Source organism: Streptosporangium lutulentum, from assembly GCF_030811455.1.
In the GTDB taxonomy this organism is placed as follows: domain Bacteria; phylum Actinomycetota; class Actinomycetes; order Streptosporangiales; family Streptosporangiaceae; genus Streptosporangium; species Streptosporangium lutulentum.
In genome coordinates, this window is the sequence record NZ_JAUSQU010000001.1 from 9,096,894 (window position 1) to 9,119,012 (window position 22,119).

The following is a 22,119-nucleotide window of genomic DNA, read 5'->3' on the forward strand; positions in this document are numbered from 1 at the left end:
CGTAGGGGCCGCGCAGGCCGTGTCAGGGCGGGGGCAGGCGCAGATCGGCGAAGACGGCGCGATGATCGGTTCCCGGGACGGTGTGGACGCTGACCGCGTTCACGTTCACCCGCCGGTCCACCACGACGTGGTCGATGGTGATGATCGGAGGCAGGCGTCTGCCGGCGGGCCAGGTGGGGACGAGTCCCTGCCCGGCGCTGTCGGCCGCGTCCACGTAACCCCGGCTCAGGAAACGGCGCATGACCGCGTGGTCGAGGCTGGCGTTGAAGTCGCCCGCGAGGATGCGGATCGTGTCGGGGGAGGCGGAGGGAAAGGCGCCTATGGCCGCCGTCCAGTCGTGCACCTGGCCGCCCAGCGGGGGGAGGGGATGCACGGCGGCGATCTCGACCGGCTTGGCGCCGGGAAGGATCATCCTGGCGGCGGGCATGTTGTGCCCGATCACCTCGAACATGTTCTTCAGCGGGGTCAGCGGATACCTGGCGTACAGGCCGGTGCCGCCGGAGCTCCACTCGGCCTCCAGGGTCCTGTACGGCAGAAGATCCTTCAGCCCGGACCGGTCCAGCTCCTCGACCAGCCCCGGGGTCAGCTCCTGGATGCTCAGCACGTCCGGCCTGAGATGCCGGATGAGGCCCATCACGAACTCGGGCTCTGCGCCGCCGAAAAACGTGTTGAGGGTCAGCACCCGCAGCGGGGTCCCGGTCGCGCTCCCCGTGGAGCCGAGGGCGCGGGGGAGCACGCTGAGACCGAGCGCCGCGGTGGTGACCAGCGCGACCGCGGCGGCCGCGCGGTTACGGATCAGCACGGCGATGAGCACGGGGACGAGCGAGCCCGCCGCCGCGTACGGCGTGGCGGTCATGAGCTGGGTGGCCAGCGACCCGCGCTCCAGCCCGGCGCCCCTGGCCAGGGCCCAGACGGCGAAGGGGGTGACCGCGGCCCAGGCGAGGGCTTTGGGGATCCGCCGGCGTCGTCGCGACGGCATCATGATCACACCTCCCACGCCGGTGTCGGTCACGATGTCCATGCTCACACTGCCTTGATCCGCTCGTACAGCTTGATCAACATGAAGGTATCCGGAGCCACGTGAGACGAGCATAAAACGGTCCAGCGGCGTTGACCGGCATTACGGGCCACGTCGCGTCACATCCAGTCACTCAGCCTGCGCGCTGTGTGTCAGGATTTTTCTGGACCGGAGACCTTTTGGGGCGGTGTTTTCTGGATCAAGGTTTGGACGGCGGGTGCCCCGGACCCCGTGGGACGGGTCAGGAAATCCCCCCGGACTCTCAGCGCCTTTCCGGTTGCCGGACGTGTTCCTCGGCGCGCATGACCTCCCGGGCGCGGCGCGCCAGGCGGCGGGTGGCCTCGTCGGAGAGCTCGGGAATCCCCTCCACGGGGAACCACCGCAGATCGAGCGACTCGTCGCTGATCACGGCCTCGACGTCCAGCGGGGCGACCGCGCCGTACTCCACGTCCAGATGGTGACTGTGCGGCGGGTGACACCAGACCCGGTGCCGGTCGAGCGCCAGAGGACCGGGCAGCAGCCGCAGGCCGGGGATGCCGGACTCCTCGGTGGCCTCCCTCAGCGCCGCCGCCTCGATCGAGACGTCGTCGCGCTCGCAGTGGCCGCCCATGGGCAGCCACATCCCGGCCTTGGGATGCAGCGTGAGCAGCACCCGCTCACCGTCGTGGGAGAGCACCGCGGTCGTGGCCGTCAGGTGGCCGGGGACGCACTCGCGCCACATCGCGTCCTCGTTGGCGTCCAGGTGCTCCAGGAACTCCTCACGCAGGAGTTCCTCCTCGGCGGTCGGCGCGGTCCAGCCCGTGAGCACGTTCCGTGCGTCGGCACGCAGGCTCACGTGCCGTCGCCCTTGTCTCCGCGGCCCTTTCCGTCGCCGTCCTCGCCGTCCTCGCCGCTCTCACCGCGTTCGTCGCGCTCGGAGGAAGGATCCTGCCCGGGGGCGTCCAGGAACGACAGGTCGAGCTCGGGCTCGCCCCTGACGAAGCCCTCGGGGTTGTCGAGGTCGTCGGCGGTGGGCATCAGGTCGGGGTGGCTCCAGACCGCGTCCCGGCCGTCCACACCCCGGTCCGCCTCCAGCGCCTGCCACAGAGCGGCGGCCTCGCGCAGACGGCGGGGACGCAGTTCGAGGCCGACGAGGGTGGCGAAGGTCTGCTCGGCGGGGCCACCGGTCGCCCTGCGGCGCCGTACGGTCTCCGCCAGCGCGGTCGCGGACGGGAGCTTGCCGTCGGCGGCGCCGTCCACCACGGTGCCGACCCAGCCCTCGACCAGGGCGAGCATGGTCTCCAGCCGGGACAGGGCGGCCTTCTGACGCTCGGTCTCCTCGGGCTTGAGCAGGTTGCCGCCGCTCAGCGCCTGCTGGAGCTGCTCGGGGTTGTTGATGTCGAGTCCGCGAAGCTGCTCCTCCAGGGCGGACGCGTCGACCGTGATGCCCCTGGCGTACTCCTCCACGGCGCCGAGCAGATGCGTGCGCAGCCATGGCACGTGCTGGAAGAGCCGGTGGTGGGCCGCCTCGCGGAGGGCGAGGTACAGGCGGATCTCCTCGGCGGGAGTCTCCAGGCCCTCGCTGAACGCGGCGATGCCCCCCGGCAGCAGGGCGGCGTTGTCGGACAGCGGCAGGCCGATGTCGGTGGAGCCGACCACCTCGCGGGCGAGGGAGCCGATGGCCTGGCCGATCTGCTGGCCGACCATCATGCCGCCCATCTGCTTCATCATGCCCATCAGCGGCCCGGCCATGGCCTGGGCCTCGGCGGGCAGGCCCGCGGCGCCGAGTGTGCCGCTCATGGTCTCGACCATGCGGGCGGCGATGGGGTCGCAGAGTTTCTGCCAGACGGGGACGGTCTTCTCGATCCATTCGGACCTGCTCCACGCCTGTGGGTTGCTCACCCCGCTCGGCAGTGCGGTGGCCTCGTTGAGCCACAGGTCGGCGAGATTCAGGGCGTCGACGATCTGGCGCCGCTCGCCTTCCATGACACTCGGGTCGCCCTCGGCGACCACGACGTGCCGTGCGATGTTCTTCGCCATGTCCCAATTGACGGGACCGGAGCTCGGTGGGGCGGAGAGCATGTCCGCGAACTGCCGCATGGCCGCTGCGATCTGCTCCGGGTTGCCGAACATGGCGAACGGATTTTCGTTGGGGTCGTTTTCCCGACCTGGCAAGTCAGTCACCGCTCTACCTCGTGCAGGATGGAGGAGTCCACATCCGCCACGTTATCCGTCGCATGGCGGGTCAGTGCAAAGTGAGGACCCGGTGCCTACCTCGAAACGCTCCCGGCCCCCGGTCGTCGCCGTCACCGGCGCGGCCTCGGGTATCGGCCGTGCCTTCGTCTCGAAAGTCGCCTCGTCTGCGGATTTTCGCAGAGTCGTGGCCATCGACGAGCAGCGCGGCGACGTGCCCGACGTCACGTGGCGGGTGCTCGACGTCCGAGATCCGCTCTTGGCGAACCGGATCTCCGACATCGATGTGCTCGTTCATTTGTCCGCCGACTACACACTCGACGCGGACCCCGCGGAACGGCGCGCCTACAACCTGCGCGCGGCTCAGACGGTGCTCACCGCCAGCGCCGCCGCCCGGGTGCGCCGTGTGGTGCTCGTCACCAGTGCCATGGTGTACGGCGCGGTCCCCGACAATCCCGTCCCGCTGCCGGAAGACTCCGCGGTGGCCGCCGAACCCGATACCGGCGTGGTCGGTGACCACCTGGAGATCGAGGCGCTGGCCCGGCGGTCGCTGCGCAGCCATCCGGGTCTCGACGTGACCGTGATCCGCCCCGCCGCCGTGGTCGGCCCCGGGGTGGACAGCGTGGTCACCCGGCACTTCGAGGCGCCCAGGCTGCTCAGCGTCAAGGGCTGCAGCCCCCGTTGGCAGTTCTGCCATGTGGACGACCTGGTCTCAGCGCTTGAGATGGCCGCGCTCGGCGCGGTCTCCGGCGTGGTGGCCGTGGGAGGTGAGGGCTGGCTGGAGCAGGAGCAGGTCGAGGAGATCTCCGGGTTGCGGCGGCTGGAACTGCCCGCCGGGCTGACCTTCGGCACCGCCCAGCGCCTGCACAGGCTGGGCATCACCCCGGCCCCTGCCGCCGATCTTCACTACGTCGTCTACCCGTGGGTGGTCGACTGCGCGGCGCTGCGCGAGGCCGGGTGGAAACCGCTGTGGACCAACGCGGCCGCGCTCGAACAGCTCCTGGAACTGGGCGAGGGCAGGCACGCGGTCGTGGGCCGCCGCCTGTCCGGCAAGGACGCCACGATCACCGCCGCCGCGGGCGCGACCGTCGCCGTCCTCGGCACCGCGGCGATCGTCGCCGCCGCCCGCAAGAAGCGCCGCCCGTGAGAAACGGCATTCATGGGAAACGTCGCCCGTGGGAAGTGCCGTCCACAGGGGCACGGTCCCTGAGGAGCCCGTGAGGGGCGCTGCCCGCGGTGGACACGGCGGTCGGGCACGGTGCGAAGAGGTGCCTCCGGGGATGCCGAACGTAAATCTTTTTAAAGTTTTGAGCACGATGCGCGCCCCGGGGACTTTTCCCCGGGGCAGTACTCTTTGTGACGTGGATGTCATCCGTTTGCTCGGTATTCGCGACAGCGCGCTCTCCGTCGACGAGGTGTTCGCCGCCATCGGCGATCATGCCGCGGGCGGAACGACGATCTTCGTCGGCACGGTGCGCGACCAGGATCACGGCAAGCCGGTCACCCGGCTCTCCTATTCGGCACACCCGAGCGCCGAGGATGAGCTGCGCCGGGTGGCCGAGAAGGTCGCGGCGGATTTCCCCGTGACCGCGCTGGCCGCGGTGCACCGGGTCGGCGACCTGGAACTCGGCGACATCGCGGTGATCGTGGCGGTCGCCTGCCCGCACCGCGGCGAGGCGTTCGAGGCCTCCCGGAGGTTGATCGACGACCTCAAGAGCGAGGTTCCGATCTGGAAGAACCAGCTTTTCGCGGATGGTTCGACCGAATGGGTCGGGGCCTGCGACTGAGGTCCCCGGCCGGAAAGCCGACAAAAAACGCTTCCCGTCGCCCTGAAGACGGGGTGCTCACCCTGGGTACCCGGTGAAATCGGGCGTAGGCGGCGGCATGGGCAGGGTGGCGGCAGATGGGGGCGTCATGACCTGCCGTACCGCATAGGCTCTACCCCATGTCCCGACGAGTGCTGACCCTCATGGTGGCCGGCTTCCTCACGCTGACACTCGCGGTTGTCGGCACCCTGCTGCCGGTGCCGTACGTCGTGCTGAGTCCCGGACCGACCGAGAACACCATCGGCGATGTCAAGGGCAAGCCCGTCATCAGCATCGAGGGACGTCCGACCTACCCGACCACGGGTGCGCTCAGCCTCGTCACCGTGGCCTACCAGGGCGGGCCAAGCGCCAGGATCGGCCTGTTCAGCGCACTCAGAGGATGGGTCGATCCGACCATCGCGGTCGTGCCGGAGGAGACGATCTTCCCGCCGGCGACCACCGCGCAGGAGGTCGAGGAGCAGAACACCCAGGAGATGACCGGCTCCCAGGACGACGCGACCGCGGCGGCCCTGACGGAGCTGAAGATCCCCTACAGGTCGGTCGTGACCGTGGCCTCCGTCGAGAAGGACCTGCCGGCCGAGGGGAAGTTCAAGAACGGCGACGAGATCGTCTCGGTGGACGGCACGCCCGCGGTGGACCGCGAGGCCGTGTCCGCCGCCGTCCGCAAGCACAAGGTGGGCGAGCAGGTCACCTTCGCCGTCAACCGCGGCGGCCAGAGCCAGACGATCGTCGTCCCCACCGTCGCGGCCACGGACGGCTCGCCCCTGGTGGGCATCAGCATGCAGATGGCCTACAAGTTCCCCTTCAAGGTGACCATCAACGTCGGTGACGTCGGCGGTCCGAGCGCGGGGATGATGTTCTCCCTCGGCATCGTGGACAAACTCACCCCCGGGGCCATGACCGGGGGCAAGTCGATCGCCGGGACCGGAACGATCACGCCGGAGGGCGACGTCGGCCCGATCGGTGGCATTCAGCAGAAGATGGTCGGCGCCCGCGACGCCGGAGCGACGTTCTTCCTCACCCCCGCGGACAACTGCGCCGAGGCGGTCAAGGCGATCCCCGACGGACTGACCCTGGTCAAGGTCGGCACGCTCCATGAGGCGTCGCAGGCGATCGAGTCGATTCGTACCGGTGGCGCCGCGCCGAGTTGCTCGGCGAGCTGACGGTCGTTCGATTCGTACCGGTGGCGCCACGCCAAGTCGCTTGGCGAGCTGACGGTCGTTCGATTCGTACCGGTGGCGCCGCGCCGAGTCGCCCGGCGAGCCGACCGCCGTGATCCGGGCCCCGAAGGCGCGGAAAGGCCGAGGACGTTTGGCGGGGGCCGCCGGGGGCGATCACGTCTTTCAGGGTTCGAATCGCGGGATGGGGCACTCATCCGGACTCCCGTACGTTGGTATCCCTGGACCCCAGACCTGCGGGAGTTGTGGCCGGACCGTGCCCGAGAGGCCTAACGCGACCGAACCCTCGCCGGTGTAGGTTGCCAAAAACGGACCGTGCTCTTACGACAAGGGGTTGGCCTTGAGCTTCCGGACCCCCGGAGCCGGTAGGGCAATGCGCTTGCCCCGCCGGCCGCGACTGCTACTTCCTGTCGCGATCGCCCTCGTTGCGATCGTCGTCTTGTTCTTCCTCTTTGCCGGAATTTTCACCGATTACCTCTGGTACAACTCAGTTGGATACACCTCGGTTTTCTCTGGTGTGATCGTCACGCAGATCGTGCTGTTCGTCGTCGGCGCCCTGGTGATGGTCGGCGTCGTCGGCGGCAACATGCTGATGGCATACCGGATGCGGCCGATGTTCGGTCCCGGGATGTTCGGGGGAGCCAGCGGCGCCGACCGATACCGGATGGCTCTCGACCCGCACCGTAAGCTGATCTTCCTGATCGGCGTGGCGGTGCTCGCCCTGTTCGCCGGATCGTCCTTCTCCGGCCAGTGGAAGACCTGGCTGGAGTTCGTCAACGGGACGCCGTTCGGTGAGACCGACGCGCTGTTCAAGATGGACATCTCGTTCTTCATGTTCACCTATCCGTTCTTGCGGATGGTGCTGAACTTCCTGTTCGTCGCGGTGGTGCTGTCCGCGATCCTGTCCGCGATCGTGCACTACCTGTACGGCGGTTTCCGGCTCCAGTCGCCGGGCATGCACGCCTCCCGCGCGGCCCGGGTGCACCTGTCGGTGCTGCTCGGCATCTTCGTGCTGCTGAAGGCGGTCGCCTACTGGGTCGACCGGTACGGGCTGGTCTTCTCCGACCGGGGCTTCCGGAACGGCGCCTCGTACACAGACGTCAACGCGGTGCTTCCCGCGAAGACCATCCTCGCGATCATCGCCCTGATCTGCGCCGCCCTGTTCTTCGCCGGGGTCGTACGGTCCGGCGGCATGCTGCCCGGCGTCGGCTTCGGACTCCTGGTGCTCTCGGCCATCCTGATCGGCGGGGTCTACCCGGCCCTGGTCGAGCAGTTCCAGGTCAAGCCGAACCAGCAGGGCAAGGAGCAGGAATACATCAAATACAACATAGACGCGACTCGAAAAGCCTACGGAATAGATAAAGCCGAGGTCATCGACTACACCGCGCAGGGCGACGCGAGCAAGGTCAACGTCACCGCCGACAGCTCCATCTCCGGCGTGCGCCTGCTCGATCCGAGCCTGGTCGCCAAGACCTACCAGCAGAAGCAGCGGATCCGCGGCTACTACGACTTCCACGACCCGCTGGACGTCGACCGCTACCCGGACCCCAACGGCACGATGCGCGACACCGTCGTGACCGTTCGCGAGCTCACGGGCCCGCCGCCGGAGCAGAACAACTGGATCAACCGGCACCTCGTCTACACCCACGGCTACGGTTTCGTGGCCGCGCCCGGCAACGAGGTCGACTCCGAGGGCCTGCCGAACTTCGACGCCAAGGACATGCCGGTCACCGGAGCCCTGGCGGAGCGGACGAAGCTCAAGGAGTCGCGGATCTACTTCGGCGAGGCTCCCGGTTCGACCGACTACGTCATCGTCGGAGGCAGCGGGAACCAGGAGCTCGACTACCCCGAAAGCGGCGGCACGGGCCAGAAGAACACCACCTACGACGGCAAGGGTGGCGTTCCGGTCGGCTCATTCTTCAACCGGATGCTCTACGCCGCCAAGTACGGCGAGATCAACCTCCTGCTGTCGAGTGACGTCAACGCGAACTCCAAGATCCTTTACGAACGCAACCCGCAGGAACGCATCGCCAAGGTGGCGCCGTTCCTGAGCATGGACGACAACCCCTACCCCGCCATCGTCGACGGCAGGGTGGTCTGGATCGCCGACGCGTACACCACCTCCAACGCCTACCCGTACTCCCAGAGCAAGAGTCTGGAGGCGATGACGCGCGACACCGTCACCGACCCGCGCCTGGTGGTGCCGCAACCGCGTGACCAGATCAACTACATGCGCAACTCGGTCAAGGCCGTGGTCGACGCCTACGACGGCAGCGTCAGCCTGTACGCCTGGGACGACAAGGACCCGATCCTGCAGACCTGGCGCAAGGCCTTCCCGGGCGTCATCAAGCCGCAGACGGAGATGTCCCCGGAGCTCAGGCAGCACCTGCGCTACCCGGAGGCGCTGTTCAAGGTCCAGCGTGACGTGCTCTCCCAGTACCACATCCAGGACCCGAACGCCTTCTACAGCGGTCAGGACTTCTGGAACGTCCCGAACGACCCGTCGTCGGGCGAGCGCGACATCAAGCAGCCGCCGTACTACCTGTCGGTCAAGATGCCGAAGACCTCGACTCCGTCGTTCTCACTGACCACCACGTTCGTGCCGCGTCAGGGACCCAACCTGGCCGCGTTCATGGCCGTGGACGCCAATCCAGGGCCGGACTACGGAAAGCTGCGCATCCTGCGCATGCCCTCCAACACCACGATCCCCGGTCCCGGCCAGGTGCAGAACAACTTCCAGAACAAGTTCTCCGGCGAGCTCAACCTGCTCGGTCTCGGCCAGGCGAAGGTCCGCTACGGAAACCTGCTGACCCTGCCGTTCGCCGACGGCCTGGTCTACGTCGAACCCGTCTATGTGGAGATCGCCGCGGCCTCCGGCCAGGAGCCGTATCCGATCCTCCGCCGGGTCCTGGTGGCCTACGGCAACAAGGTCGGCTCGGCGGACACGCTCAAGGGCGCGCTGGAGCAGGTCTTCGGCAACAACGCCGCCCCACCGGCCAATCCGGACACCACCCAGCCGGAGGAGACACAGCCGGAGGGGAACGAGTCCATCACCGAGGTGGCCAAGGTGATCGAGCAGGCGCAGGCGGCGTACAACAAGGCGCAGTCCGCCCTGACGCGCAACCCGCCCGACTGGGCGGAGTACGGCGTGGCCCAGAAGGAGCTGAAGGACGCTCTGGAGAAGCTGAAGGGCACAGCCGTGCCGGCGCCGACGTCCACCGCCACCCCGGCTCCCTCGGTGACACCGACGCCTACGCCTACGCCTACGCCGAGTTCCTAGACGAGTAAGTCCGATGTGATCAGTGGTCGTAGGCGATCAGCGAGCGGGTGACCGGGGCTCCGGTCTTGTTGTTGTGCCAGATTGCCGCGGCCATCGCCAGGATGCGCTGGGCGACGCGGACGGCGACGCCCTCGAAGGTCCGTCCGCCGTGTTGTTCCAGGTCGAGTTGGCCTTTGAGAGTGTCGTTGACCGACTCGATGAGCTGGCGGACCTTCTTGAGCATTGGCTCGCCGTGCCGCTGTTTCTCCCGCTTGCGGGAGGGACGCAGCAGGTCGATGCCGTGGGCGGCGAGTTCCTTCTCAAAAGGCTTGGAGGCGAAACCCTTGTCGCAGATGAGCAGAATGCCCTCGCGTTCGGCGATCAGGCCGGCATCGACCTCGAGCATCGCGGCCAGCACCTCCCGCTCGCCGATCTTCGGGTTGGCCAGCGCCCATAAGATCGGCATGCCGGTCGGGGTGCACACCAGATACAGCCGCAGGCCCCAGAAGAACCGGGAGTGTGAGGCGCAGTAGCCATAGCCGGCCCAGCCGGCCAGGTTCGAGCGCTGCACGGTTGGGCGCGACATCCCGCACGGCACCGGTGTGGAGTCAACGATCCAGTGGTTGTCGAACCAAAAGTCGCTGTCGGTGGCCAGCTCCCGGATCATCTGCTTGACCAGGGGCAATGCCGCGCGCAGGCGTTTGTTGTAGCCCGACTGCTGCGGCAGGTACGGGAACATGCCGGACAGGTGCGTGCGGGCGAAGCGCAGCCAGCGGGCCTCGGAGTGGTGACCGAGCAGCGCCTGGGCCACCGCTAGGCAGACGAGCTCGGAGTCGCTGAGCAGCGGCGGCCTGCCCATCGATCGGCTTCCTCCGATCTTGTCGTCGATCTTCACATATAGTGCGGTCAAGAGGGTGTTCAGGTCTTGCGTCACAACATGATCTTGAACGCCCTCTCTTCATGCCCGGTCACCGGCCCCAGACATCGGACTTACTCGTCTAGGGGATATGACAGGGCCCAGCGCTATTTGATTCGCATCCACCGCCAAAGCCGGGTAGTCTCCAGACATACACCGACGCGGGGTGGAGCAGCTCGGTAGCTCGCTGGGCTCATAACCCAGAGGTCGCAGGTTCAAATCCTGTCCCCGCTACCAAAGAAGATCCCGGTCTCCGAGAAATCGGAGACCGGGATTTTTTGCATCCGGTCCTGTCCTGCACCGGCACCGCCATTCCGGAGACGGGCAAGGCCTGATCCGCTGCCGGGGTGATCTCTCTCCGCACCGGATCGTCGAAAACGATCAACCGGACGGGCGCCGGCCCCGGAGATCCGGGATCCGGCTCCGTTGCCGGGTCCGCCGGGCCTCGTGGTCGTCCCGGGCTGACCAGGGAAGCCTCATATGGATTTGCCGTTCGGGTGGGAAGGCAATAGTGTTCAGACATACACCGACGCGGGGTGGAGCAGCTCGGTAGCTCGCTGGGCTCATAACCCAGAGGTCGCAGGTTCAAATCCTGTCCCCGCTACCACATGAAGGCCCTGGTCTCTGAGAGATCAGGGCCTTCGTCGTTTTCCACGCGGGAGCGTGGCTCCGCCGTACGTGGCCCGGAAAGCTGCGAGGTAGCGTGTCAGCGTGGCTGACATGTCCCCAGCGGTGCTGCACTGGCGCGTACGCCGGGAATTCCTCATCCTGAAGATCGTCGCGGCACTCGTGCTCGCGACGGTCACCGTGCTGAGCCTCGATGACCCGCGCGGGGCGGTCCTGGCGGCCGCCGCGACCGTGGCCGTGATCGTGCTGGCGCTGCGCGACGTCCTGGCTCCGGTACGGCTCAGCGTGGACGGGGAGGGACTCGTGGTGGTGAGGGGCTTCGCCGGCTCCGAGCGGTTGCCGTGGAACGCGGTCGAGCGAATCCGGGTGGACACGCAGACCCGCTTCACCTCCCGCACGGAGTTCCTGGAGATCGACACCGGCGAGAGAATCTTCCTTCTCAGCCGGTTCGACCTCGGCGCCCCCTGCCAGGAGGTCGCCGACGAGCTGCGCTCGTTCCGGACGGGTTTCTAAGCCGCTCTCCGGATTGTCAGGCTCTGATCCGACGATGCCTCGCGACGAACCTGGGCTCGGTACGGCGGAGCAGCAGGCCCGCCTTGTAGAGAGCCCAGCCGGCGAGGCAGGCTCCGAAGGAGGCCTGCCCCACGCGCGCCCATGCCGGTGCGTCGACGGCGGCGAACACCACAACACCGACCCAGGCAAAGCCGAAGACGCCCACGAGGGTCGTCGCAACCCAATTCAGCCCTCGCTGCAACATGCCTGAAGTCTTACAGATCTTGGTTCAAGCCCAGGTCAATGACGCGGAACGCCTCATCGCGGGAGGCTACGGCTTGTGCCGCCGCACCTTCGGGAACGGGGCCCGGAAGTGGCCACAGGGACAGGGGGCTGCTCCAGGCAGGCCAGCAGCGCGGCCGCGGTGTGCGCATCGGCCAGGATCCGGCTCACCTCCTCGCTCGCCGGGAGCTGGCCGCGTTTGGCGAGCTCGTCGGTGAGGAAGGTGAGCGGCTCCGGATAGCCGGCCGTCTTCGCGGCCACCGTCGCCCGAGCCGCGGTGAGAAGACGCAGATAGTAGGCGCGGAGGGTTGCCTCTCGCATCCGTGCGTCTTCAAGGTCGTTCAGCAGAGACCTGGCAACCCTCAGTAGGTCACCTGGATGGTCGGCCTCCGCGTCGATGTGCGCGCGGATGTCGTCGAACTCCGAGCGGGTCATGGTGCTCACCTCCACTGCGGAGTCAGGATTCTGACCCTCGCGAGTACTTCGTATCCAGAGTGGGTTGCGGATGGCTTGACGTCTGCTTGCGTGCTTCGACTTCCTACGAACGTTTGAGACGCGCGAGGGCCGGGGATGGTTGGCAAGTTGTCTCTGTGACGCGAGAGTCCTGGTAGTGTTCATCTCGCAGGGCGAAGAGCTCCGGGGCCTTGAATCCCCGGGTAGGTGAGCCGCCCAGCAACTCCTCTCACCAAAGCCTGACAAATCGGGCGTGTCTGCACAGTTGACACAAACCGAATGTCGGAGTAAGTTAGAGGGGTTGCCCTGGAAACAGGGCAGTCGAGATCCTAGCGGATTTCGCGGGTTCGATGGAAACGGATGCGCAAGCGCCGATTTCACTCGGACCGGGCGGACCTGCTAAGATCGGAACACAGAAACGAACACAGCACAACAGAAAACACAACGAACGCCCCGGATGGTCAGCCCTGGTGGGCTTGGTCACTCCGGTGTACGCGTCCGTTTCTTGAGAACTCAACAGTGTGTTAAAAGCCAGTGCATGATGCACAACCCCGTTCATCCCACCCTTCGGGTGGGGGACGGATTCCTTTGGTTGATACACGCGCCCCTCTTGTGTGAGGGGCGGGTGCTTTCAGCTGGGGTGAACTTTTTCAGACATTGTTTGGAGAGTTTGATCCTGGCTCAGGACGAACGCTGGCGGCGTGCTTAACACATGCAAGTCGAGCGGAAAGGCCCTTCGGGGTACTCGAGCGGCGAACGGGTGAGTAACACGTGAGTAACCTGCCCCTGACTCTGGGATAAGCCCGGGAAACTGGGTCTAATACCGGATACGACACCTCCTCGCATGGGGTGGGTGTGGAAAGTTTTTCGGTCAGGGATGGACTCGCGGCCTATCAGCTTGTTGGTGGGGTAACGGCCTACCAAGGCGACGACGGGTAGCCGGCCTGAGAGGGCGACCGGCCACACTGGGACTGAGACACGGCCCAGACTCCTACGGGAGGCAGCAGTGGGGAATATTGCGCAATGGGCGAAAGCCTGACGCAGCGACGCCGCGTGGGGGATGACGGCCTTCGGGTTGTAAACCTCTTTCAGCAGGGACGAAGTTGACGTGTACCTGCAGAAGAAGCGCCGGCTAACTACGTGCCAGCAGCCGCGGTAATACGTAGGGCGCAAGCGTTGTCCGGAATTATTGGGCGTAAAGAGCTCGTAGGTGGCTTGTCACGTCGGGTGTGAAAGCTTGGGGCTTAACTCCAGGTCTGCATTCGATACGGGCTGGCTAGAGGTAGGTAGGGGAGAACGGAATTCCTGGTGTAGCGGTGAAATGCGCAGATATCAGGAGGAACACCGGTGGCGAAGGCGGTTCTCTGGGCCTTACCTGACGCTGAGGAGCGAAAGCGTGGGGAGCGAACAGGATTAGATACCCTGGTAGTCCACGCTGTAAACGTTGGGCGCTAGGTGTGGGGACCTTCCACGGTTTCCGCGCCGTAGCTAACGCATTAAGCGCCCCGCCTGGGGAGTACGGCCGCAAGGCTAAAACTCAAAGGAATTGACGGGGGCCCGCACAAGCGGCGGAGCATGTTGCTTAATTCGACGCAACGCGAAGAACCTTACCAAGGCTTGACATTGCCCGGAAACACTCAGAGATGGGTGCCTCTTCGGATCGGGTGACAGGTGGTGCATGGCTGTCGTCAGCTCGTGTCGTGAGATGTTGGGTTAAGTCCCGCAACGAGCGCAACCCTTGTTCAATGTTGCCAGCAACACTTTCGGGTGGTTGGGGACTCATTGGAGACTGCCGGGGTCAACTCGGAGGAAGGTGGGGATGACGTCAAGTCATCATGCCCCTTATGTCTTGGGCTGCAAACATGCTACAATGGCCGGTACAGAGGGCTGCGATACCGCAAGGTGGAGCGAATCCCTAAAAGCCGGTCTCAGTTCGGATTGGGGTCTGCAACTCGACCCCATGAAGTCGGAGTCGCTAGTAATCGCAGATCAGCAACGCTGCGGTGAATACGTTCCCGGGCCTTGTACACACCGCCCGTCACGTCACGAAAGTCGGCAACACCCGAAGCCCGTGGCCCAACCAGCTTGCTGGGGGGAGCGGTCGAAGGTGGGGCTGGCGATTGGGACGAAGTCGTAACAAGGTAGCCGTACCGGAAGGTGCGGCTGGATCACCTCCTTTCTAAGGAGCACCGACCGTGCAGCGCAAGCTGCGGGGTCTACGCCGTGTTCGTGAGCGTTCGTCTCACGCATGGCACGCTCATTAGTGGAGCACTGGCTACTCGGTTCGGCGGGATCGCTGACCGGCAAGTACCGCCCACGCTCTTCGGAGCATGGGAGTGGGAACGACGGTTTCAGGGGTTCGGCCGGGGTGAACACACTGTTGGGTCCTGAGGAAACGGGCCGCTTTCGGGTCACCGCCGTCGGGTGGTGGCCTGGGTAAGTGGCTGCTCGCCCCTGTTGTGGGGTTGGGCGCCGTTGGTTCCTCGTTTGCGGGACTGTTCTCCTGCCACATCGGCTCATCACCTCTTCGCGGGGGTGTGGGTGTCTGGTGGTGGGGTGGATACGGTCGCTGTTTGTTGTTTGAGATTTGCATAGTGGACGCGAGCATCTTTGTGGCCAAGTTTTTTAGGGCACACGGTGGATGCCTTGGCATCAGGAGCCGATGAAGGACGTGGGAGGCTGCGTTAAGCCCCGGGGAGTCGCCAACCAGACGTTGATCCGGGGATGTCCGAATGGGGAAACCTAGCACCAGTCATGTGGTGTTGCCTCCGCCTGAATGTATAGGGCGGTTGGTGGTAACGCGGGGAAGTGAAACATCTCAGTACCCGTAGGAAGAGAAAACAAATAGTGATTCCGTGAGTAGTGGTGAGCGAAAGCGGAACAGGCTAAACCGTTCGCGTGTGATAGCCGGCAGGCGTTGCGCGGGCGGGGTTGTGGGACCCTCTAGCAGGAACTGCCGTTTCTGCAAACAGTAAAAAATCCTTTCGATAGTCGAAGCCTCTGGGAAGGGGCGCCACAGACCGTGAGAGTCGGGTAGGCGAAATCGGTTGGACTGTTTGAGGGGATCCCAAGTAGCACGGGGCCCGAGAAATCCTGTGTGAATCTGCCAGGACCACCTGGTAAGCCTAAATACTCCCTGATGACCGATAGTGAACAAGTACCGTGAGGGAAAGGTGAAAAGCGCCCCGGTGAGGGGTCGTGAAATAGTACCTGAAACCGTGTGCCTACAAGCCGTAGGAGCGTAAACACTTTTCGGAGTGTTTGTGATGTGACTGCGTGCCTTTTGAAGAATGAGCCTGCGAGTTATGGTGTGTGGCGAGGTTAACCCGTGTGGGGGAGCCGTAGCGAAAGCGAGTCTGAATAGGGCGTTTGAGTCGCATGCTGTAGACCCGAAGCGGAGTGATCTAGGCATGGGCAGGTTGAAGCGCGGGTAAGACCGCGTGGAGGACCGAACCCACCAGGGTTGAAAACCTGGGGGATGACCTGTGTTTAGGGGTGAAAGGCCAATCAAACTCCGTGATAGCTGGTTCTCCCCGAAATGCATTTAGGTGCAGCGTTGCGTGTTTCTTGCCGGAGGTAGAGCACTGGATGGCTAATGGGCCCGACAAGGTTACTGACGTCAGCCAAACTCCGAATGCCGGTAAGTGAGAGCGCAGCAGTGAGACTGCGGGGGATAAGCTCCGTAGTCGAGAGGGAAACAGCCCAGACCACCGACTAAGGCCCCTAAGCGTGTGCTAAGTGGGAAAGGATGTGGAGTCGCAGTGACAACCAGGAGGTTGGCTTAGAAGCAGCCACCCTTGAAAGAGTGCGTAATAGCTCACTGGTCAAGTGATTCCGCGCCGACAATGTAGCGGGGCTCAAGTACACCGCCGAAGTCGTGGCATTCACACGTATGCTGAGCCTTTGTGGTTTAGGTGTGTGGATGGGTAGGGGAGCGTCGTGCGGCCGGCGAAGCGGCAGAGTGATCTAGTCGTGGAGGCCGTGCGAGTGAGAATGCAGGCATGAGTAGCGAATCAGAAGTGAGAAACTTCTGCGCCGGATGACCAAGGGTTCCTGGGCCAGGCTAATCCGCCCAGGGTAAGTCGGGACCTAAGGCGAGGCCGACAGGCGTAGTCGATGGACAACGGGTTGATATTCCCGTACCCGCTACGATGCGCCAATACTGAATCCAGTGATACTAAGGGTCCTTAAGTCCCTCGTTTGCATCCTTCGGGGTGTGTAGGGGTGAGGCTGAACGCCTGGCCTGAACTGGTAGTAGGTAAGCGATGGGGTGACGCAGGAAGGTAGCCCAGCCCAGGCGATGGTAGTCCTGGGGTAAGCATGTAGGGAGAGAGGTAGGCAAATCCGCCTCTCATGTAATCCTGAGATGTGATGCCGAGCCGATTGTGGCGAAGTGGGTGATCCTATGCTGCCGAGAAAAGCCTCTAGTGAGTGTCGTGGCGGCCCGTACCCCAAACCGACTCAGGTGGTCAGGTAGAGAATACCAAGGCGATCGGGTGAACTGTGGTTAAGGAACTCGGCAAATTGCCCCCGTAACTTCGGGAGAAGGGGGGCCTCCGCTGGTGATCAGACTTGCTTTGTGAGCTGGTGGGGGTCGCAGAGGCCAGGGGGAAGCGACTGTTTACTAAAAACACAGGTCCGTGCGAAGTCGTAAGACGATGTATACGGACTGACGCCTGCCCGGTGCTGGAACGTTAAGGGGACCGGTTAGCGCACTTCGGTGTGCGAGGCTGAGAACTTAAGCGCCAGTAAACGGCGGTGGTAACTATAACCATCCTAAGGTAGCGAAATTCCTTGTCGGGTAAGTTCCGACCTGCACGAATGGCGTAACGACTTCCCCGCTGTCTCAACCGCAGACCCGGCGAAATTGCACTACGAGTAAAGATGCTCGTTACGCGCAGCAGGACGGAAAGACCCCGGGACCTTCACTACAGCTTGACATTGGCGTTTGGAACGTCTTGTGTAGGATAGGTGGGAGACTTTGAAGCTATCACGCTAGTGGTGGTGGAGTCATTGGTGAAATACCACTCTGGTCGTTTTGAACGTCTAACTTCGGTCCGTGATCCGGATCAGGGACAGTGTCTGGTGGGTAGTTTAACTGGGGCGGTTGCCTCCTAAAGAGTAACGGAGGCGCCCAAAGGTTCCCTCAGCCTGGTTGGTAATCAGGTGTCGAGTGTAAGTGCACAAGGGAGCTTGACTGTGAGACCGACGGGTCGAGCAGGAGCGAAAGCTGGGACTAGTGATCCGGCGGTGGCATGTGGAAGCGCCGTCGCTCAACGGCTAAAAGGTACCCCGGGGATAACAGGCTGATCTTCCCCAAGAGTCCATATCGACGGGATGGTTTGGCACCTCGATGTCGGCTCGTCGCATCCTGGGGCTGGAGTAGGTCCCAAGGGTTGGGCTGTTCGCCCATTAAAGCGGTACGCGAGCTGGGTTTAGAACGTCGCGAGACAGTTCGGTCCCTATCCGCTGCGCGCGCAGGAGACTTGAAAGGAGCTGTCCCTAGTACGAGAGGACCGGGACGGACGAACCTCTGGTGTGCCAGTTGTTCCGCCAGGAGCATGGCTGGTTGGCTACGTTCGGAAGGGATAACCGCTGAAAGCATCTAAGCGGGAAGCTCGCCTTGAGATGAGGTCTCCCACCACGTGAGTGGGTAAGGCCCCCGGGAGACGACCGGGTTGATAGGCCGGAGGTGGAAGCACGGTAACGTGTGGAGCTGACCGGTACTAATAGGCCGAGGACTTGACCACAAAGCAATCGTGCTCTGAAGGTCAACCGATGGTGGTTGTCGCTGCGCTCTGTATCCTTCGCCGGGTCCGGAGCAGCGCGTGACCGCTGGGGTTGGTTGGTAGGAGGGCAGTGTTGCCCGCGTCCACTATGTGATTCTGAAACAGCAAACACCGCCCCCCACGGCAGAGTTGGTGGGGGTGTGTGGTGTTGATAGTTTCATAGTGTTACGGCGGTTATGGCGAAGGGGAAACACCCGGTTACATTCCGAACCCGGAAGTTAAGCTCTTCAGCGCCGATGGTACTGCACCGGGGACGGTGTGGGAGAGTAGGTCGCCGCCGGACAATCTTTGAGAAGGGTCACCCCATGCGGGGTGGCCCTTCTTTCATTTCCGGCCCCGTTTTGTTCTCCGGGGGCTTTCCCGGGGGTTCCTCGGAGGGTTTTTCCTCTTGGGGTTTTCCCTGGGGGTTTCCTGGCGGCTTTTTGCCTGCGGATCCACCGCGCGGAGCCGCGGGGTTTCCCTGGGTTTCCCTGGGTTTCCCGGTGGTGTTTATGGGCTGATCCGGCCGTGTGACGACGGCTCGACGTCGATCGCGGTTATTTCTCGTCCTGGATCGGTGTCTGGGCCTCGACAAAGGCGGCGGCCATGGCCGGCGTGTCCTGGTACTCCCGCCAGTGCACCGTCTTCCCGTCGCGCACCCTGAGAACCGTGACGAAAGGAGAGGAAGCGCGGCGGCCGGTAGCTTTGATCGTTCCGACGAGTTCGTACTCGACGACGATCACCTCTTGATCGGTGGTCTCGTGGATGACCGTGTTGCGGACCTCTTCTATGGTGAATTGCCGAACGAAGGCGGCCCTTTCAGGGGCGGCGAAGTCGAGGAACTTCTCGCGTCCCTCGTAGCGCCGGGTCCTGCCCGGTGGGGCGAAGGGCATTTCGATGATGACATCCTCGGCCAGGTCCTTCCCGGTGTCCACGCTGTTGTCGAGCCACTGCTGCCGCATGCGCTCGAAGATCTCTCGGGGACCCGGAACGGTGACGGTTTCGGCCATGGTGGTCCTTTCCCGGTGAACGACTAAGATGAGTCGATACTCATCTTAATGATGATGGTGAGTCGAGACTCACTTTGTCAACGTCGCAGGAAGGCCGATCAGATGACCTCCTCGAAGCCCTCTCCGGATGCGACGGGAAACTCCGGAGATCCTGGCGGTGCCAAGCCGTTGCGTGCCGACGCCCGACGCAATCGAGAGCGCATCCTCGCCGCAGCCGAGGTGGCCTTCGCGGAAAAGGGCCCGGCGGCGTCGACCGACGAGGTCGCCGCTCGCGCGGGGGTGGCCATAGGCACGGTTTTCAAGCACTTCCCCACCAAGCAGGCCCTGTTGCAGGCCATCATGAAAGATCTTCTCCTCCGGCTCACCCAGGAGGTGGACACGCTTGCCGCCGCCTCCCCTCACGAAGGGCTCTTCACCTTCATCGCCCGGATGGTCGAGCAGGCGGCACAGAAGAAGACCGTCGTCGGCCTCTTGGCGGAGGCGGGCTTGGCGGAGGCGGGCATCGATCTCCAGGTCGCCGACTCGGTGCAGTTGCTGCGCGAGGGCATCGACGTGCTTCTGACGCGCTCCCAGGATGCCGGCGCCGTCCGTGAGGACGTCCGTCTGGACGAAGTGATCGCCCTTCTCACCGGTGTCTGCCAGGGCGCGCTACACGCCGGCTGGAATCGTGATCTTCAACACCGGACCCTTGCCATCGTCTTTGAGGGACTCCGTCCGTTCGAGGCCCGCGGAGGTGCGATCGGCCCTTCCTCCTGAACTCGGCCTCTACTCCTGAACCTGGAGCAGGGGTTCGATCCGGTAGGGAACCTGGACGGACAGGGCGATCGTGGTGTCCGTACGCTGGACAGCGGGTGAGGCCAGGATGCGGGCGATGATTTCCTGGAGGTCCGGGGTGCTGCGGGCGACCACCCGGCAGAGCAGGTCGGACTGGCCGCTGGTGCCGTACACCTCGAGGATCTCCGGCAGTGACTCCAGGATCTGTACCGCCTCGGTCAGGCGCCCCTGGGCGATCTGCAGGGAGACGAAGGCCAGGATCGGGTAGCCGGCGCCCTCGGGGGTGACCGTGGGGCCGAAGTCGGAGATGACGCCGCGGGCGAGCAACTTCTCGACGCGGGCCTGCACGGTGCCTCGCGCCACGCCGAGCAGGCGGGCCAGCTCGGTGAGGCCGATGCGGGGGTGGGCGCGCATGGTCACCAGGAGGCGGCTGTCCAGCTTGTCGAGAGGCATGGCATCAGATTAGGCGATATGACCAGTGCGGTGCCGGTCCGATCCCGTCCTTCTAGGCGAATCGCGCAGCGAAACTGCGCGCTCTTGCCATCGAATCGAGAAATTGCTGTCATTTCCTTCATGTTTGAGGAAGCGCAGTATTTCGCACCGACGGCCACCCGTGACGACGGCACTGTCGAGGTTGAACTCGCCGCGAGTCATCCTGGTTTCGCTGATCCGGTCTATCGAGCCCGTCGCAACGCGATCGCCGCGCTCGCTGTGAACCATGTGCCCGGCTCCCCCATCCCGACGGCCGAGTACACCGAGCAGGAGCATGAGGTGTGGGCGCTGGTCAGCCAGGCGCTGGCGGCCAAGCACCGCACCTACGCGACCGCCGAATACGTGGAGGCGACCGGGAGGCTGGGGCTGCCCGCTGAGCGGATCCCGCAGCTTCAGGAGGTCAGCGACCTGCTGGAGCCGTTGACCGGCTTCCGCTACCTCCCTGCCGCCGGGCTGGTGCCGCTCAGGGACTTCTACGGTGTGCTGGCGGACGGGTTCTTCCATTCCACGCAGTACATCAGGCACCATTCCACGCCGCTCTACACGCCTGAGCCGGACGTGATCCACGAGGTGATCGGGCACGCCAACGCGCTTGCCTCCGACCGTTACTCGCAGCTCTACCGGCTCGCCGGGGGTGCGGCGCGAAGGGTCGAGAGCAAGGAGGCGCTGGAGTTCATCTCGAAGATCTTCTGGTTCACGCTGGAGTTCGGTGTGATGACGGACCAGGGCGAGCTGCGGGCGTACGGCGCGGGCATCCTGTCCTCCTACGGGGAGATCGAGGAGTTCCGCGGCATGGACATCCGGCCGCTGGATCTTGCCGCGATGGGAACCACTCACTACGACATCACGAAATACCAGGATGTGCTCTTCCGAGCGGATTCACTGGAGCACCTGGAGGACGTGGTCGGGGGGTTCTGGGCGACCTGCGACGACGAGATCATCGCCAAAATGGCAGCCGAGGCTCATTAGGGCCGGGAGGCCGTCCGATCCCTGACGCATCCCCAAACCGGAGGGCGCGGTCAAGCGCATCCTGACGGCCTTCCGAGACGGGCGGGGATGCGCGGCGAACGCGCGCTGACAGGTCCCGCCGACCGGCCGGGATCTGTCAGGAACGCTTCAGGCCGAGCCGTCAGGAGGTCTTGTCGACCAGGCGGTACCCCACGCCGCGCACGGTCTGGATCAGCTGATCGTCGGTGTCGCCGAGGCGGGCGCGAAGGCGTTTGACGTGTACGGCGATCGTGTTGGTCGAGGTGGTGTCGGTGGAGTTCCAGACGTGCCGCATGATCTGCTCGCGGGTCACCGTGCGGTGCGCGTTGCGCATCAGATAGTGCAACAGCTCGAACTCGCGCAGGGGCAGGTGGACGGTCCGGCCGTCTACCTTCACCTGGTAGGCGTTCACGTCCAGTTCGACCTTGCCGACCGTGAGCGTCCGGCGGATCCCTGACTCACCGGTGAACGCGGCCTGCACCAGAGGCAAGAGCTCGGGCACCCGGTACGGCCGGGCCACGCATGCGGTGGCCCCGGCCGCGAGTGCCTGTACGGCCTGCTGGGCGTGTCCCTCGCCCACACCCAGCAGGACGGGGATCGCCCGCGTCAGCCGTACGGCGCGAATGAACTCCACCGCTCCGATGATCGGCAGTGAGGCGCTGACGAGGACGACGTCAGGCCGGAGCGCCCCGGCCTGCAACAGGGCCTGGGCGCCGTCGGTGACTCCCATGACCTCGACACCCTCACGTTCGAGGGCCGCTGCCAGGTCATGAACCAGCACCGCCTCAGGATCGGCCACCAGCAGCATGGGCGCTGTTCGTGTGTCCCCGTTCACATCAAGTGCCGACTGCGGCTGGATCACGCA

The 22,119-nt window shown here is 64.7% G+C and carries 16 protein-coding genes, 2 tRNA genes and 3 rRNA genes; 12 read left to right on the forward strand and 9 right to left on the reverse strand.

The window, feature by feature from the left end; genetic code table 11:
* Nucleotides 1-22: 22 nt before the first annotated feature.
* The 3 genes from J2853_RS41065 to J2853_RS41075 form a co-directional block, all read right to left on the reverse strand.
* Complete coding sequence (locus J2853_RS41065; protein ID WP_307568983.1) at nt 23-1,021, reverse strand: endonuclease/exonuclease/phosphatase family protein; 999 nt, start codon at nt 1,019-1,021, stop codon at nt 23-25.
* A gap of 259 nt (nt 1,022-1,280) precedes the next feature.
* The gene (locus J2853_RS41070) at nt 1,281-1,853 is read right to left on the reverse strand and encodes an NUDIX hydrolase (RefSeq protein WP_307566851.1); all 573 of its coding nucleotides are present in this window, start codon (nt 1,851-1,853) and stop codon (nt 1,281-1,283) included.
* Nucleotides 1,850-3,181, reverse strand: a complete 1,332-nt coding sequence (locus tag J2853_RS41075) for a zinc-dependent metalloprotease (RefSeq protein WP_307566853.1) — start codon at nt 3,179-3,181, stop codon at nt 1,850-1,852. The genes J2853_RS41070 and J2853_RS41075 overlap by 4 nt, the downstream gene beginning before the upstream one ends.
* An 82-nt stretch (nt 3,182-3,263) precedes the next feature.
* Between J2853_RS41075 and J2853_RS41080 the strand changes: the two genes are divergently transcribed.
* From J2853_RS41080 to J2853_RS41095, 4 genes are all read left to right on the forward strand, one after another.
* Nucleotides 3,264-4,337 (forward strand): NAD-dependent epimerase/dehydratase family protein, encoded by a 1,074-nt coding sequence (locus J2853_RS41080; RefSeq protein ID WP_307566855.1) that lies wholly within the window; start codon nt 3,264-3,266, stop codon nt 4,335-4,337.
* 214 nt (nt 4,338-4,551) lie between these two features.
* Nucleotides 4,552-4,977 (forward strand): molybdenum cofactor biosynthesis protein MoaE, encoded by a 426-nt coding sequence (locus tag J2853_RS41085; protein ID WP_307566857.1) that lies wholly within the window; start codon nt 4,552-4,554, stop codon nt 4,975-4,977.
* Nucleotides 4,978-5,135: 158 nt separating this feature from the next.
* A complete protein-coding gene (locus J2853_RS41090) occupies nt 5,136-6,179 on the forward strand; it encodes a YlbL family protein (protein ID WP_307566858.1) in 1,044 nt (347 codons plus the stop codon).
* Nucleotides 6,180-6,567: 388 nt separating this feature from the next.
* Nucleotides 6,568-9,474, forward strand: coding sequence for a UPF0182 family membrane protein (locus J2853_RS41095; protein ID WP_307566859.1), 2,907 nt, complete (start codon nt 6,568-6,570; stop codon nt 9,472-9,474).
* Between the two features lie 19 nt (nt 9,475-9,493).
* Here the strand turns inward: J2853_RS41095 and J2853_RS41100 are convergent, their stop codons facing one another.
* On the reverse strand, nt 9,494-10,387 hold the full coding sequence (locus tag J2853_RS41100; protein WP_307555729.1) for an IS982 family transposase: 894 nt from the start codon (nt 10,385-10,387) through the stop codon (nt 9,494-9,496).
* 142 nt (nt 10,388-10,529) lie between these two features.
* On the opposite strand from J2853_RS41100, the gene J2853_RS41105 reads away from it, so the two are divergent.
* The 3 genes from J2853_RS41105 to J2853_RS41115 all read left to right on the forward strand — a co-directional run bounded on the left by J2853_RS41105 (nt 10,530) and on the right by J2853_RS41115 (nt 11,509).
* Nucleotides 10,530-10,606 (forward strand) — tRNA-Met (locus J2853_RS41105).
* Between the two features lie 293 nt (nt 10,607-10,899).
* Nucleotides 10,900-10,976: transfer RNA gene (locus J2853_RS41110), tRNA-Met, on the forward strand.
* 113 nt (nt 10,977-11,089) lie between these two features.
* A complete protein-coding gene (locus J2853_RS41115; protein ID WP_307568985.1) occupies nt 11,090-11,509 on the forward strand; it encodes a PH domain-containing protein in 420 nt (139 codons plus the stop codon).
* Between the two features lie 16 nt (nt 11,510-11,525).
* On the opposite strand, the gene J2853_RS41120 is transcribed toward J2853_RS41115, so the two are convergent.
* Nucleotides 11,526-11,753, reverse strand: coding sequence for a hypothetical protein (locus tag J2853_RS41120; RefSeq protein WP_307566861.1), 228 nt, complete (start codon nt 11,751-11,753; stop codon nt 11,526-11,528).
* Nucleotides 11,754-11,806: 53 nt separating this feature from the next.
* Nucleotides 11,807-12,205 (reverse strand): hypothetical protein, encoded by a 399-nt coding sequence (locus J2853_RS41125; protein ID WP_307566862.1) that lies wholly within the window; start codon nt 12,203-12,205, stop codon nt 11,807-11,809.
* A 676-nt stretch (nt 12,206-12,881) separates the two neighbouring features.
* Between J2853_RS41125 and J2853_RS41130 the strand changes: the two genes are divergently transcribed.
* From J2853_RS41130 to rrf, 3 genes are all read left to right on the forward strand, one after another.
* Nucleotides 12,882-14,402 (forward strand): 16S ribosomal RNA (locus J2853_RS41130).
* A gap of 435 nt (nt 14,403-14,837) precedes the next feature.
* Nucleotides 14,838-17,973 (forward strand): 23S ribosomal RNA (locus tag J2853_RS41135).
* Between the two features lie 205 nt (nt 17,974-18,178).
* A 5S ribosomal RNA gene (rrf, locus tag J2853_RS41140) occupies nt 18,179-18,295 on the forward strand.
* Together the 16S, 23S and 5S rRNA genes form the textbook arrangement of a ribosomal RNA operon.
* Before the next feature lie 253 nt (nt 18,296-18,548).
* Here the strand turns inward: rrf and J2853_RS41145 are convergent.
* Nucleotides 18,549-19,001: a nuclear transport factor 2 family protein gene (locus J2853_RS41145; protein ID WP_307566863.1), complete on the reverse strand. Its 453-nt coding sequence runs from the start codon at nt 18,999-19,001 to the stop codon at nt 18,549-18,551.
* Between the two features lie 48 nt (nt 19,002-19,049).
* Between J2853_RS41145 and J2853_RS41150 the strand changes: the two genes are divergently transcribed.
* The gene (locus J2853_RS41150; RefSeq protein WP_307566865.1) at nt 19,050-19,757 is read left to right on the forward strand and encodes a TetR/AcrR family transcriptional regulator; all 708 of its coding nucleotides are present in this window, start codon (nt 19,050-19,052) and stop codon (nt 19,755-19,757) included.
* Between the two features lie 9 nt (nt 19,758-19,766).
* On the opposite strand, the gene J2853_RS41155 is transcribed toward J2853_RS41150, so the two are convergent.
* Nucleotides 19,767-20,228 (reverse strand): Lrp/AsnC family transcriptional regulator, encoded by a 462-nt coding sequence (locus tag J2853_RS41155; protein ID WP_307566867.1) that lies wholly within the window; start codon nt 20,226-20,228, stop codon nt 19,767-19,769.
* Nucleotides 20,229-20,348: 120 nt separating this feature from the next.
* On the opposite strand from J2853_RS41155, the gene J2853_RS41160 reads away from it, so the two are divergent.
* Nucleotides 20,349-21,236: a phenylalanine 4-monooxygenase gene (locus tag J2853_RS41160; protein ID WP_307566869.1), complete on the forward strand. Its 888-nt coding sequence runs from the start codon at nt 20,349-20,351 to the stop codon at nt 21,234-21,236.
* A 160-nt stretch (nt 21,237-21,396) separates the two neighbouring features.
* On the opposite strand, the gene J2853_RS41165 is transcribed toward J2853_RS41160, so the two are convergent.
* Nucleotides 21,397-22,116, reverse strand: coding sequence for a response regulator transcription factor (locus J2853_RS41165; RefSeq protein ID WP_307566870.1), 720 nt, complete (start codon nt 22,114-22,116; stop codon nt 21,397-21,399).
* Nucleotides 22,117-22,119: the final 3 nt, after the last annotated feature.

Excerpts from the sequence above, each read along its gene's own strand:
- J2853_RS41155 (WP_307566867.1), bottom strand. The coding sequence starts at position 20,228 with ATGCCTCTCGACAAGCTGGACAGCCGCCTCCTGGTGACCATGCGCGCC.
- J2853_RS41160 (WP_307566869.1), top strand. The coding sequence starts at position 20,349 with ATGTTTGAGGAAGCGCAGTATTTCGCACCGACGGCCACCCGTGACGAC.
- J2853_RS41115 (WP_307568985.1), top strand. The coding sequence starts at position 11,090 with ATGTCCCCAGCGGTGCTGCACTGGCGCGTACGCCGGGAATTCCTCATC.
- J2853_RS41065 (WP_307568983.1), bottom strand. The coding sequence starts at position 1,021 with ATGGACATCGTGACCGACACCGGCGTGGGAGGTGTGATCATGATGCCG.
- J2853_RS41150 (WP_307566865.1), top strand. The coding sequence starts at position 19,050 with ATGATGATGGTGAGTCGAGACTCACTTTGTCAACGTCGCAGGAAGGCC.
- J2853_RS41090 (WP_307566858.1), top strand. The coding sequence starts at position 5,136 with ATGTCCCGACGAGTGCTGACCCTCATGGTGGCCGGCTTCCTCACGCTG.
- J2853_RS41120 (WP_307566861.1), bottom strand. The coding sequence starts at position 11,753 with ATGTTGCAGCGAGGGCTGAATTGGGTTGCGACGACCCTCGTGGGCGTC.
- J2853_RS41095 (WP_307566859.1), top strand. The coding sequence starts at position 6,568 with ATGCGCTTGCCCCGCCGGCCGCGACTGCTACTTCCTGTCGCGATCGCC.
- J2853_RS41125 (WP_307566862.1), bottom strand. The coding sequence starts at position 12,205 with ATGACCCGCTCGGAGTTCGACGACATCCGCGCGCACATCGACGCGGAG.
- J2853_RS41145 (WP_307566863.1), bottom strand. The coding sequence starts at position 19,001 with ATGGCCGAAACCGTCACCGTTCCGGGTCCCCGAGAGATCTTCGAGCGC.